Origin of the sequence: Mycobacterium sp. IS-3022 (genome assembly GCF_001500065.1) — a bacterium.
Lineage (GTDB): Bacteria > Actinomycetota > Actinomycetes > Mycobacteriales > Mycobacteriaceae > Mycobacterium.
The window spans coordinates 121,953-134,403 of sequence record NZ_LQIN01000034.1 but is presented as its reverse complement, the minus strand read 5'-3'; the positions used below and the strand labels follow the sequence as shown (position 1 = coordinate 134,403).

Sequence of the window (12,451 nt, the reverse complement as noted above, 5' to 3'; positions counted from 1 at the left end):
ACCCCAACCAGCCGATTGATGACGAATCCGTGACATCGGCGCAGGTAGTGGCCGCATCGGGCTAGTCTCGGGAAGTGTGACGCGCGTTTTGATCGCCGACGACGACACCGTCGTGCGCGATGTCGTGCGTCGCTATCTCGAACGCGACGGGCTCGACGTGGCGATCGCCCACGACGGGACGGAGGCGCTGCGGTTACTCGGTTCCCAGCGCATCGACGTCGCCGTGCTCGACGTGATGATGCCCGGCCCGGACGGGCTGACACTGTGCCGCACCCTGCGTCAGCGCGGCGGCTACACGGTCCCGGTGATTCTGTTGACCGCGCTCGGCGAAGAGGACGACCGGATCGCTGGCCTGGAGGCCGGCGCCGACGACTACCTCACCAAACCGTTCAGCCCGCGCGAACTGGCGTTGCGAGTGCGCTCGGTGCTGCGGCGCGCACCCTCGCCTGCGGCAACGCTTCCGCTGAACGTCAGCGTCGGCGGTCTGACGGTGTCGACGGCGGCGCGCACGGTGACCGTCGAGGGTGCGCCGGTGTCGCTGACCAACCGCGAGTTCGACCTGCTGCTGTTCTTCCTCACCCACACCGACGTGGTGTTCAGCCGCGAAGAACTGTTGAAGCGGGTGTGGCACTGGGATTTCGGCGATCTGTCGACGGTGACGGTGCACGTCAAACGGTTGCGTTCCAAGCTCGGTGACCACCATCGGGTGCAGACGGTCTGGGGTCGCGGCTATCTGTGGAGCGGCGAAGCGCGCTCACCGGAAGGGCAGAGCGCCTAGTGCCGACCGACCTGTGGGAGATCACCGGGTTGGCGTTGGCGTGCTCGGTCCCCGTGGTGCTCGCCGGCGCGCTCGTCATCCGCCTGGCCCGGTCCTGGTCGCTGGCGGTGAGCATGGTGGCGCTGGTGCTCATCCCGGTGTTGGCGACGTTCACCGGCGTGCTCGGCGCCAGCGGCTTCATGATCACCGAAACCTTCGAGCAGACCGCGATCGTCTTGGTGATCGTCGCGGTGGTGACGATCCCCGCCGCGGTGATGCTGGCGCGGTATCAGGCCCGCCGCACCGTGTGGGAACAGGAGATCCGCGAGTCCGAACGGGCCGCCGAACACTCGCGTCGCAGGCTGGTCGCGTTCGTCAGCCACGACCTGCGCACCCCGCTGGCCGGGATACGGGCGGTCTCCGAGGCGATCGCCGACGGTGTGGTACCCGACGCCGAAGTGCGGGTGCACGCGAAAACCATTGAGCACGAGTCGGTTCGACTCTCCGAGATGGTCGACGACCTGTTCGAGATGTCGAAGATCAACGCGGGTGCCGTCCAGCCGGTGTTCGACAAGGTCGCGCTCGACGAGGTCGTCGACGATGTCCTGACCGCCCACCGGATCGCCGCCGAACGTGCAGGGGTGGCGTTGTCGGTCGACCTGCCCGCGACGCCCGTGCGGGTGCTGGGCAGCGACCGCGCCCTGGTGCGGGTGTTGTCCAACCTGGTCGCCAACGCGATCGCGCACACGCCGGCAGGAGGCCGGGTGTCGCTGGCGCTGGGATCCGACGAGAACGGCGCGTGGGCACGTGTCGACGACACCGGTGTCGGTATCGACGAGGCGGACCTGCCGCGGGTGTTCGACGTCGCGTACCGCGGCTCGAACGACCGAGTTCCACGGGCCGACTCGTCGCTGCCCAGCGGTTCGGGGTTGGGACTGGCGATCGCCGCGGGTCTGGTGCAGGCGCATCGCGGCACGCTGTCGGCGCGCAACCTGGGCACCGGCGCGCGGTTCGAGGTGCGATTGCCGCTGGCGGCCGACTAACGCTTGTTTTTGAGTGATCACTCAACTAATGTCGGTGACCTCATACTCAGGAGGTTGCGATGGCAACGAGAAGTGCCGGCAGGGCGGTTCGGAAGTTCAGGCTGGAACGGCAACTCGGCCGCGTCCTGATGAACCCGGTGGTCGCCGCGCTCGACCGCGTGGGCATCCGGTCGTCGCTGGTGGTCGACTTGGAGACGATCGGCCGCAGGACCGGTGAACCCCGCCGCGTGCCGTTGGCCGGCCGCGCCGACGACGCCGGCGTCTGGGTGATCTCTCAGCACGGCCGCCGCGCCGGCTGGGCCCACAACATCGCGGCGAATCCGACGGTGCGCGTGCGCATCAACGACGAATGGCGGACCGGCACCGCGACGTTCGAGCCCGACGACGACGTCCGCGCACGAGCCCGCAGTTTCGGCGGAGCGGGCAAGCTCAGCCAGTCGGCCACCGCGCTGACGATGCGCGCGATGGAGAGCGACCCGATCTCGGTGCGGATCACCTTCGCCGACGAGTGATTTCGGTGTACTTGGTTGCGCAGACCGCCTCTGACTACACCGAAATCACCACTAGTCGGGTAGCGAGTTGCTCAGGCGTTCGGTCGCGGCGACGTAGTCCTCGATGAACTCCCGCACGACTTCTCGAGCGGGTTTGACCTTGTTCATCAGCCCGACGCCCTGTCCGACGAAATACGTCGCCAACGCCTGGGCACCCGGATGGCCCTGCGAGGCGAGCACGTCGATCCGGCGGATGACCGGCTCGGACAGCATCGACTGCAACGGCAACGGCAACGGCCGCTGACCGCCGTCGTTCGGCAGCCACGCTTGTGTCCAGTCCGAAACAAGCTGGCGCGCAGGCTTTCCCGTCCTACCCGCCGAACGGACGGTATCGCGCGACGTCGCGGCCAGAAACTTCTGCTTGGTGTGGGGCGCGGTCTCGGCCTCTTCGGTGGTGAGCCACACCGATCCGGTCCACGCCCCGTCGGCGCCCATCGCCACCGCCGCCGCCATCTGCCTGCCCGTGACGATCCCGCCCGCAGCGAGCACCGGAACCTCGGACCCGGCAGCCGCCACAGCCTCGATGACCTCCGGCACCAACACCAAGGTTGTCACCTCGCCGCAGTGCCCGCCGGCTTCGGTGCCCTGCGCCACGATCAGGTCGACGCCGGCGTCCACCTGTTTGACGGCGTGCTCCTTGGCTCCCACCAGCGCCGCGACCGGGATGCCGCGCTCCTTGCCCGCCTCGATCATGTAGACCGGCGGAACACCGAGCGCGTTGGCGATCAGCTTGATCGGATGGCTCATCGCCACGTCGAGCAGATCCTTGCCGGTGTTGCCGGACAGGATGGGCGGACCGGTGCGCGGCGACGCCTCCGGTTCGATGTCGTGGGCCGCCAGCAGTTCGGCGATGAAGCCGCGGTACTCGTCGGGGATGCGGGCGGCGAGGTCGCCGGTCGACAGCTTCTCCCCCTTGCCCTCGAATTTGGCGGGCACGATGATGTCCAGGCCGTACGGCTTGCCGCCGACGTGGTCGTCGATCCACGACAGTTCCTGGTCCAGCAGCTCTGGGGTGTAGGCGGTCGCGCCCAGCACGCCGAAACCGCCGGCATTGGTCACCGCGGCAACGACGTCACGACAGTGGCTGAACGCGAAGAGCGGGAAGTCGATACCGAACTGTTCACAGATGGCGGGTTTCACACCACCAGTATCACTAAGTCATACCTGTATCCGAGAGAAACCTCCGGATCTCGTCGAGCATCTGCCGGCCGACGAGCAGCTCGAGGTCGTTGTGTCCGGCGCCCGCGACCAGCACGTACCGCTTCGGTTCGTTGGCGGCGTCGTACAGCCGGCGGCTCATCGGCTCGGGCACGACGTCGTCGCGATCCCCCGCGATCACCAACAGCGGTACCCGTACCGACGCGATGCGGTCGATCGACGGGTAGCGGTCCGTCAGCAACCAACGCACCGGCAACCACGGGTAATGCACCGCGCCGACGTCCGGCAGCGAGGTGAACGGTGAGCGCAGCATCAGCGAGCGCGGCGGCCGTTCCACGGCGAGCCCGACAGCGACTGCGGCGCCGAGGGATTCGCCGAAATAGGCGATCTCCTCGACGCCCGGCTGCGCGGCCAACCAGTTCTGCGCGGACCGCGCATCGGCGGCCAGGCCCTCCTCCGACGGGCGGCCCGCATTGCCGCCGTAGCCGCGGTAGTCGAACAGCAGCACCGAGCAGCCCATCCGGTTCAGCGCCGAGGCCAGCGGCACGCGCATCGACCGGTCGCCCGCGTTGCCGTTGAACACCAGTACGGCGGGAGCGTCGCCCTCGACCGGGAAAAACCAACCCGCCAACCGGATTTCGTCGTCGGTCTCGATCACCACGTCCTGCCCGTTGGGCAGCATGGTGGCGGCGGGCGGCAGCGGACCCGGCGACGGGAAGTAGATCAACCGTCGCTGCTGAGACCACAGGAGACCGATCAGACCCGCCGCCACGAGCGTGACGATAACGAGTATGCCGACCGTCCGGCGCATCAGGCCCGCAACGGCGCGAATGCGAACTCGCGTAACCCGTCACGTGGGTCCACCGCCGCCTGGAATCCCAGCAGCCGAGCCGCTTTGGCGGGGTCCGCGACGATATGGCGGACGTCGCCGCTGCGGTACTGCCCGGTGACCACGGGCGGTGCGTCACCGCGTGTTTCGCACAGCTCGGTGGCCACCTCCAGTATCGAGATCGGCCGTCCCGAACAGATGTTGAACGCGCCGAAACCGTCCAGCCCGGAGTCCACGGCCGCCACGTTGGCCGCTGCCACGTCGTCGACGTGCACGAAGTCACGCATCTGCCCGCCGTCTTCGAAAACCCGTGGTACATCGCCTGATTCGAGTTCCGACCGGAAGATCGCCGCCACACCGGAATACGGGGTGTCGCGCGGCATGTACGGACCGTAGACGTTGTGGTACCGCAGGGCGGTGACGGCACCGCCGACCGCCTCGGCCCAGGCCAGCGCGTACTGCTCCTGTGCCGTCTTGCTGGCCGCATAGAGGCTGCGGGGCCGCAGCGGCGCGTCCTCGCCCACCAGCCGCCACGCCACCAGCGCCCCGCACAGCGGGCACCGATGCTCGAACACGCCGGCGTCGAGGTCGGCGCGGGTGCGCGGGTGCGGGTCGACCGGCCCGTGTTCCGGGCAGTCGTAGCGGCCTTGGCCGTACACGACCATCGACGACGCCAGCACCAGCCGCTGACAGCCCGCGGTGAACATCTCGGCCAGCAGCACCGCGGTGCCGTAGTCGTTGTGGCTGGCGTACGCAGGCGCGTCGGCGGCGTTCACGCCCGCTCCGACCACCGCCGCCTGATGGCACACCACGTCGACGCCTTTCATCAACGGCGCCACCGCGGACGCATCGCGAATGTCGATCACCTCGCAGTCGGCGGGTGCCTCGGCGCCGGGCCCGTGGGCGGCGGGCAGCATCGCGTCGACGGCGATCACGTCGTGGCCGGCCTCGCGCAGCGCCGCGTCGACCCGGGCGCCGATGAAACCGGCCGCGCCGGTCAGCAAAACTCTCACGGGAGCTCGAACGGCAGTCGGACGCCCTCATGCGCCCGGCAATGCGTACAGGAATTGACCTCGGGTGTGCTTTCTATCGCCTCGTGCACGAGCTTCTTGAACGGCACCATGTTGCGCTCGAATTCGGCGAACACGTCGACCGCCCGCACACCGGCGCCGGCCTCGATGCCGGCGTCCAGATCGGTCACCAACGCTATTGCGGCATAACACATCTCGAGCTCACGCGCCAGCGCCGCCTCGGGATAGCCGGTCATGTTGACCAGCGTGAAGCCCTGGTTCGCGAACCACCGGCTCTCGGCGCGGGTGGAGAACCGCGGCCCCTGCACCACCACCATGGTGCCGCCGTCGACGACACCGGGCAGGTCGGCGGCCGTCGCGCGCAAGGTCGGGCAGTACGGGTCTGCGAAAGCGACGTGGATGCCGCCCGAGTCGAAGTAGGTGTCGGCGCGGCCGCTGGTGCGGTCGACGAGTTGATCGGGCACCACCATGGCGCCCGGTCCTAGCTCAGGAGTGAGGCTGCCGACCGCGCACGGGGCGAAGATGCGTCGCACACCGAGTGCGCGCAGCGCCCACATGTTGGCCCGGTACGGCACCGTGTGCGGGGAGAACTCGTGGTTGACGCCGTGCCGCGGCAGGAACGCCACTTCGTGTTCGCCGACGGTGCCCACGGTGATCGGGGCGCTCGGCACGCCGTACGGGGTGTCGAGGTTGACGCTGCGCGCGTCGGGTCCGAAGAAGCTGTAGAAACCGCTCCCGCCGATGACTCCGAGCACGGTCTACGTGGGCGGTTGATCGTCGACTTCGTCGAGCCGTTGCGACGCGAGGCGCACGGTGTCGCGGATCTCGAACGCGTCGGTGGCGAAGCCGCCGACGGCGTTGGCGACGTCCTTGACCGCGGTGGTGATGATCGAGACCACCTCACCGACGGTCGATACGCCGGAGTCGAAGATCTCCTGCACGGCGTCCTTGCGAATCTCCGCCTTGCTGAGTCGGTCCTCCATGCGCTCAGTCTGCCACGGTCCGGGCCCGTGGGAGACTGGCGCTCGTGGCCACATTCGCCCAGTGGGTCGAAGGCGCGCGACCGCGCACCCTGCCCAACGCGATCGCGCCCGTGATCGCGGGCACGGGCGCCGCGGCCTGGCTGCACGCCGCCTGCTGGTGGAAGGCGCTGCTGGCGCTGGCTGTGGCCGTCGCACTGATCATTGGCGTGAACTACGCCAACGACTACTCGGACGGGATCCGCGGTACCGACGACGTTCGGTCCGGGCCGCTGCGGTTGGTCGGGTCGAAGGTCGCCACGCCGAGGGCGGTGCTCACGGCCGCGGTGCTGAGCCTGGCCCTGGCGGCGGTGGCCGGCCTGGTGCTGGCGGCGGTGAGCGCGCCGTGGCTGATCGCGGTCGGCGCGGTGTGCATCGCGGGGGCGTGGCTCTACACCGGAGGCAAGCGGCCCTACGGATACCTGGGGCTGGGTGAGATCGCGGTGTTCGTGTTCTTCGGGTTGGTGGCCGTGCTCGGCACGCAGTACACGCAGGCGCTGCGGATCGACTGGGAGGGCGCTGCGGTCGCTGTCGCGATGGGCGCCATGTCGTCGGCGGTCCTGGTGGCCAACAATCTGCGCGACATCCCGACCGACAAGGAGTCGGGCAAGATCACGCTGGCCGTGCGACTCGGCGACGCCCGGACCCGGTTGTTGTATCAGGCGCTGATGGTCGTGGCGTTTGCGTCGACGTTGGTGCTGATGCTCGCGACGCCGTGGGCAGCCGTCGGTTTGGTGGCGTTGCCGCTCGCGGTGCGCGCGGCCGCGCCGGTCCGTAAACGCCTCGGCGGCGGGGAGTTGATCCCGGTGCTGCGCGACACGGGGCTGACGATGCTGGTGTGGGCGGTCGCGGTGTCCTTGGCGCTCTGGCTGGCTGGAGATGTTCTTTGAACGGTCCTATGGGCGAGATTGCAATGAGGGCTGTGGAGTAGGCGGCTCATGGCCCAACAACCCTGAATGCAATCTCGGCCGTAGCCGCGGAGGAGGCAGTCCCTGTACCGGCCTACGTAACGGTCGTCGGGGCGTCGGCGGCCTTGACCAACTGGACCTCGGGCCGGGCGGGCAGCGCATCGGCGAGGAACCACCGGAACGCCAGGTTGCCGCGCGGATAATCCACCGTGGTAATCGAATTCGGGTGCGCGGTCATCCCGCGCGAGATGACGACCGTGACTGATCCGTCGGAGTTGGGCACCGCGCTGTAGCCGTTGACCGATGTCCTGGCGTCGGTGACGCCGGCCATGAACTGGTTCCACACCACGAGGTTCCAGAACCGGCACGCCGGCGGCCGGTGCGTGACGACCAGCGCCTCGTCCTCGGAGAGCACGAAGCTGCCGTAGGCGTAGCAGGCGTCACGCGCCGACCAGCCGAAGTTCGCGTCGGGCACCTGGTACGGATCTGCGAATTGGTTTGCCACTTGCGATATTTCGTGGCCGAGAGTGTGATGGTCGTCGCCCCGCACGCCGACCGCCAGCGGCACGATCGCGAACATCGTGCGCAGCCACGCCGCACTGGCCCGTAGCGCGGCCGCGGTCTCCGCGTCGCCGTGGCGGATCGGGTCGGGCTCGTCGAGCGCCTCGATCCGCCACGCCACCGGCCTGCCGGTCAGCGGGTCGGCCTGGTAGTCGCGGGTCACCAGCACCACGCCGTCGTCGGTGGGCCCGTAGTCGAACGAGAAGTTGCCGTCGCGGTCGATGTCCACGTCGTCGTCGCGGACGATGGTCACCACGCGGTCGGACCACGCGCCGGGTGACGGCTCGTTGTAGGCGGTCACCGAGAAGTACACGCTGTCGCCCTTGTTACCGCTGATGCGGTAGCGGCGCTTCGGGTCGACCGGGCACATGAAGTACCAGGCGTCGGTGTTGTCGCCGCCCCAGCGGCGGTCGCGACGGAACGGGGTGTTGAGCTCGACCCACTGCGGCCGGCTCGGCTCGGCGAACAGGTAGGTGTCGAACGCGACCCCGAGCGTGGTGGCCAGCATGCGGTAGCCGTCGGCGACGTGGCGGTCGTCGGCGACGGCGCGATCCCCCTCGAGGAAGCTGCGGTCCAGCCCGCCGAGTGTGTCGAGCAATTCGTGCCACGCCTTGGTGGATTCGTGGTCGGTCATGCGCTGAGTCCTCTCGTGATGAATTCGGCGGTGCGGTCCACCCACCCGTCGTCCAGACCGTCGCCGCGGGTGATCAACGCCATGAACGTCATGCCCGCCACCGCCTCGACGACCTCGGCGGCCGATACGTCGGGCCGGACTTCCCCGCGCGCGACGGCCGCGTCGAGTCGGTCGGTCAGCCCGCGTGACAGCACGTCGGCGAAGCGTTCGAGCAGCGCCACGTGCAGTGTCGGGTTCGCGGCCATCTCACCGACGAGCCCGGGCAGTGCGGCCCGGGCGGCGGGGGTGGTCAGCACGCCGGCCGTCCGGCGGACCATTTCGCGGATGTCGCCGGGCAGCGATCCGGTATCGGGAAGTTCGGTGGCGGTGCTGACCGGAAACACCGCCTCGTGCACGACGTGTGCCTTGCCCGGCCAGCGGCGGTAGATCGCGGGCTTGCTGGTTCCCGCCCGACGAGCGATCGCCTCGACGGTCAGGTCCGCGTAACCGGTCTCGCCGAGCAGCTCGACCGTCGCGCGCAAGACGGCGCCGTCGATGCGTTTGTCACGAGGTCGCCCGATTTCCGTCGTCATTACGAAACTGACAGTAACATAACTCGCTGTGACCGACACCACAGCACCCGCGCCCGTCGTGCTCGACGACCTCGCCGAGCCCCGCTTCCCCGCCGAGATGGAGCCGCTCCGCGAGATGATGGCCGCGATGGCGCCCGACTGCCCACTCGACGCCGACGCGCTGCACGCCAAGGCCAGCGCCGAGACCGGGCTCGACGACTTCGGAGCGGACGACTACCGCGAGCGCCTCGACGTGTTTCTCGCTGCGCTGCAGGAGATTCCGGGCCTGCACGATGCGGGCGTCGTCAACTTCCACGCCCAGCTGCTGCAGTGGCTGAAGAACCGTCTGCTGCTGACCGACCTGCTCGCCCGGCACCCCGAGATCCACGACATCGAGTTGGCGCCGCCGGTCGTCATCGCCGGTCTGCCGCGCACGGGCACGACGCATCTGCACAACCTGCTCGCCGCCGGGCGGACCTTCCGGACCATCCCCTACTGGGAGAGCAACGAGCCGTTTCCGCTGCCGTCGGAGGCCGGCATCGAACCGGACCCGCGGCGCACCCGGATGGACGCCGCGGTGGAGTTCATGAATGCCGTGATGCCGCACTTCGCGCTGATGCACGAGATGACGACCGACCATGTGCACGAGGAGATCCAGCTGCTGGCCAACGACTTTTCGACGATGTTGTTCGAGACGCTCGGGCACGTACCGCGGTGGCGCGATTATTACCTGGCCCACGACCAGACGCCGCACTACGAGCACCTGGCCACCCAGCTCAAGGCGCTGCAGTTCCTGCGCGGCGGCAGGCGCTGGCTGCTCAAGTCGCCGCAGCATCTCGAGCAGTTGCCCGTGCTCGACCGCGTGTTCCCCGGCGTGGTGGTGATCGCAACCCATCGCGATCCGGTGCCGGTGGTGTTGTCGATGCTGGCGATGCTCACGTACTCGGCGCGGATGCACTGCGCGCCGGTGCCGGTCGAGCAGATCGCGGCGTGCTGGGTGGACCGGCTCGAGCTCATGCTCAACGCGTTGGTCCGCGACCGCGATGTCATCGGACCGCAGCGCTCGATCGACGTTCGCTTCGACGATTTCATGGCCGACGAAATCGGGACCGCCGCAAGCGTTTACGAGTTGGCCGGTGAGCCACTCACCGATGAGGCGCGCGCCGCGATGGCCGACTATCTGGCCGGGCACCAACGCGGCCGGCTGGGCCGGGTCGCGACGTCAGCGGAGTTGTTCGGACTGGACCCCGAAGACCTGCGACGGCGGTTCGCCCCCTACGTCGATCGATTCCTGGCTTAAGCGGCCTCGTCGAGCAGTCCGACGATTTCTTCGCGCAGCCGATCCGCATCGACGTGCTCGGTGATCAGCCCGACGGCCGAGCGGTCACCACTGCGCAGGATGCCCAGGACCACGTGTTCGCAGCCAATCGTCGAATCCTTGTGCGCCAACGCTTCTCGCAACGCGAGTTCGAGCGCCTTCTTCGACGCCTTGGTGAACGGAAGGTGGCCGTATCGGCGCCTGCGCCAACCCGACTTGCGCAGCGCATTGTTCCAGGCGTCCTCACCGAAGGTGCGAGCGATCTTGTCCCGAACGGCGTGCAGGTCGATCCCAATGGCGCGCAACGCTTCTGCGTCGTCCTCGAATGTCGGGTCGTCCAACAATGCCGTACTGATCCGGCCACGAATTACTTCAGCTTCCAGCCCGAAGTCGCTGAGCATCGTTGCGAGATGATTCCCAGCGGATTGCACGACGCCGAGCACAAGATGGACAGGTTGGACTCCCTCGGAATGGAGGTCTCGCGCTTCCTCTCGGGCGAGAATGAGAGCGAGCCGCCCGTCGCGCGTGAACCGATGCCACTCACGCGGTCGTCGAGAAAACAAGGTGTCGAGTTGTTCTAGATCGGTTCCGCGCTGGTGGATATAGCCAACGGCAAGTCCGGTCAACTCAACTCCGTCGATGAGTCGACACTTGTGGCGCTCAGCAAGCGCGACCGCCGCGGCGGAAAACGACCCATTAGAGATCACCATCGTGGACGTACAGCCATACATCGCTGCCCCAGCGACCACTTGCTGAACCGCTGCGAGGCCGACGACACCAGTCAAACGCTTGCATTGCACTGCGACCACTTCGCCGCCCTTAACTGCCACGAAGTCGACACCGTAATCGCCCGACAGCTTTGTACTGCGAACCACGTATCCGTGGTGATCAAGTAACCCTGCGATGTATCGCTCGAATTCGAGACCAGACTCCCACGTTGTCACACAAATCGCCTCCTGCTTGATGAATCTCAACCACAGGCTGAGTACCTGATGCCAGGTTTTCACGCAGGTCCGACAACCGAACTGGTGTGTCGATACCCTGGCCCGGGTATCCGCATCCGGCAGCCGGACCCGAAAGGCATTCATGACCGCAGCACGGACACGCATCGACCAGCACGATCTCGCGGAGGCGCAGCGCATCGTCGCCGCTGTCTCCGACGCGTTCTCGGCCAAGGTGGTCGGCCAGGAGAATCTCCGCGAGTCGTTGCTGATCGGCCTGCTCGCGGGCGGCCACATCCTCATCGAGAGCGTGCCGGGGTTGGCGAAGACGACCGCCGCGCGCGTCATCGCCGAGTCCATCGACGGCGGGTTCCGACGTATCCAGTGCACACCGGACCTGCTGCCGAGCGACATCATCGGCACCCAGGTGTACGAGTCGGCGACCAACTCGTTCGTCACCCAGCTCGGCCCGGTGCACACCAACATCGTGCTGCTCGACGAGATCAACCGGTCCAGCGCCAAGACCCAGAGCGCGATGCTCGAAGCGATGGAGGAACGCCAGACCACGATCGCCGGCACCGAGTACCCGATTCCCGAGCCGTTTCTGGTCATCGCGACGCAGAACCCCGTCGACCAGGAAGGTACCTATCCGCTGTCCGAGGCGCAGACCGACCGGTTCATGCTCAAAGACGTCGTGCACTACCCCTCCGCCGAGCAGGAGGTGGAGGTGATGTTCCGGATGGACGCCGGGCTGTACGACAAGAACCACCGCAGCAGGCCGGTCGCCGGTCTCGACGCGGTTCGGCGGCTACAGGACGTCGTGCGCCACATCCACATGGACCGCGCGCTGATGCACTACGCCAGCCAACTGGTCGGCGTCACCCGCGAACCCGACCAGCACCTGCCGCGCCAACTCGCCCGGCTCATCGAATACGGTGCCAGCCCGCGCGCCACCATCGCGTTCTGCAACGCCGCCCGGGCGCTGGCCCTGCTCTCCGGCCGCGCCCACGTCATTCCGGGCGATATCGCCAAGCTGGCCCACCGCGTGCTGCGGCACCGGCTCATCCTCGGCTTCGAGGCCGCCAGCGCGAACGTCACCCCCGAGCTGATCATCGACGCTGTCCTGCAAGCGGTTCGAGTCCCGTAGGGC

The 12,451-nt window shown here is 67.9% G+C and carries 14 protein-coding genes; 6 read left to right on the top strand and 8 right to left on the bottom strand.

Translation table 11 applies throughout. From position 1 onward, the window contains the following. Positions 1–76: 76 nt before the first annotated feature. The 3 genes from AU188_RS17775 to AU188_RS17765 are packed head-to-tail and all read left to right on the top strand — an operon-like array spanning position 77 to position 2,312. Entirely contained in the window at positions 77–778 is a 702-nt protein-coding gene (locus tag AU188_RS17775) for a response regulator transcription factor (RefSeq protein ID WP_059164987.1), read from the top strand. Then, positions 778–1,800, top strand: coding sequence for a sensor histidine kinase (locus tag AU188_RS17770; RefSeq protein WP_059164986.1), 1,023 nt, complete (start codon positions 778–780; stop codon positions 1,798–1,800). The genes AU188_RS17775 and AU188_RS17770 overlap by 1 nt, the downstream gene beginning before the upstream one ends. A 59-nt stretch (positions 1,801–1,859) precedes the next feature. Then, a complete protein-coding gene (locus AU188_RS17765; protein ID WP_059164985.1) occupies positions 1,860–2,312 on the top strand; it encodes a nitroreductase/quinone reductase family protein in 453 nt (150 codons plus the stop codon). A gap of 51 nt (positions 2,313–2,363) precedes the next feature. On the opposite strand, the gene AU188_RS17760 is transcribed toward AU188_RS17765, so the two are convergent. The 5 genes from AU188_RS17760 to AU188_RS17740 are packed head-to-tail and all read right to left on the bottom strand — an operon-like array spanning position 2,364 to position 6,352. Next, a complete protein-coding gene (locus AU188_RS17760) occupies positions 2,364–3,491 on the bottom strand; it encodes an NAD(P)H-dependent flavin oxidoreductase (RefSeq protein ID WP_059164984.1) in 1,128 nt (375 codons plus the stop codon). A 13-nt stretch (positions 3,492–3,504) separates the two neighbouring features. Further along, positions 3,505–4,320: an alpha/beta hydrolase gene (locus AU188_RS17755; protein WP_059164983.1), complete on the bottom strand. Its 816-nt coding sequence runs from the start codon at positions 4,318–4,320 to the stop codon at positions 3,505–3,507. Further along, positions 4,320–5,351 carry an NAD-dependent epimerase/dehydratase family protein gene (locus AU188_RS17750; protein ID WP_059164982.1) on the bottom strand — a complete coding sequence of 344 codons (1,032 nt, stop codon included), beginning with the start codon at positions 5,349–5,351 and terminating at the stop codon, positions 4,320–4,322. The genes AU188_RS17755 and AU188_RS17750 overlap by 1 nt, the downstream gene beginning before the upstream one ends. Further along, entirely contained in the window at positions 5,348–6,124 is a 777-nt protein-coding gene (locus AU188_RS17745; RefSeq protein ID WP_059164981.1) for an S-methyl-5'-thioadenosine phosphorylase, read from the bottom strand. The genes AU188_RS17750 and AU188_RS17745 overlap by 4 nt, the downstream gene beginning before the upstream one ends. A gap of 3 nt (positions 6,125–6,127) precedes the next feature. After that, a complete protein-coding gene (locus AU188_RS17740) occupies positions 6,128–6,352 on the bottom strand; it encodes a hypothetical protein (protein WP_059099497.1) in 225 nt (74 codons plus the stop codon). 44 nt (positions 6,353–6,396) lie between these two features. On the opposite strand from AU188_RS17740, the gene AU188_RS17735 reads away from it, so the two are divergent. Further along, positions 6,397–7,278 (top strand): 1,4-dihydroxy-2-naphthoate polyprenyltransferase, encoded by an 882-nt coding sequence (locus AU188_RS17735; protein ID WP_059164980.1) that lies wholly within the window; start codon positions 6,397–6,399, stop codon positions 7,276–7,278. 112 nt (positions 7,279–7,390) lie between these two features. Here the strand turns inward: AU188_RS17735 and AU188_RS17730 are convergent, their stop codons facing one another. Beyond that, a complete protein-coding gene (locus tag AU188_RS17730; protein WP_059164979.1) occupies positions 7,391–8,491 on the bottom strand; it encodes a DUF1214 domain-containing protein in 1,101 nt (366 codons plus the stop codon). Further along, positions 8,488–9,063 (bottom strand): TetR/AcrR family transcriptional regulator, encoded by a 576-nt coding sequence (locus AU188_RS17725; RefSeq protein ID WP_059164978.1) that lies wholly within the window; start codon positions 9,061–9,063, stop codon positions 8,488–8,490. The genes AU188_RS17730 and AU188_RS17725 overlap by 4 nt, the downstream gene beginning before the upstream one ends. A gap of 97 nt (positions 9,064–9,160) precedes the next feature. Between AU188_RS17725 and AU188_RS17720 the strand changes: the two genes are divergently transcribed. Continuing rightward, positions 9,161–10,342 carry a sulfotransferase family protein gene (locus AU188_RS17720; RefSeq protein ID WP_082686690.1) on the top strand — a complete coding sequence of 394 codons (1,182 nt, stop codon included), beginning with the start codon at positions 9,161–9,163 and terminating at the stop codon, positions 10,340–10,342. Here AU188_RS17720 and AU188_RS26005 read toward each other — a convergent pair. Further along, entirely contained in the window at positions 10,339–11,502 is a 1,164-nt protein-coding gene (locus AU188_RS26005; RefSeq protein WP_082686688.1) for a restriction endonuclease, read from the bottom strand. The two genes, AU188_RS17720 and AU188_RS26005, sit on opposite strands and share 4 nt — an antisense overlap. Between AU188_RS26005 and AU188_RS17710 the strand changes: the two genes are divergently transcribed. Beyond that, entirely contained in the window at positions 11,447–12,448 is a 1,002-nt protein-coding gene (locus AU188_RS17710) for an AAA family ATPase (RefSeq protein WP_059164976.1), read from the top strand. The two genes, AU188_RS26005 and AU188_RS17710, sit on opposite strands and share 56 nt — an antisense overlap. Positions 12,449–12,451: the final 3 nt, after the last annotated feature.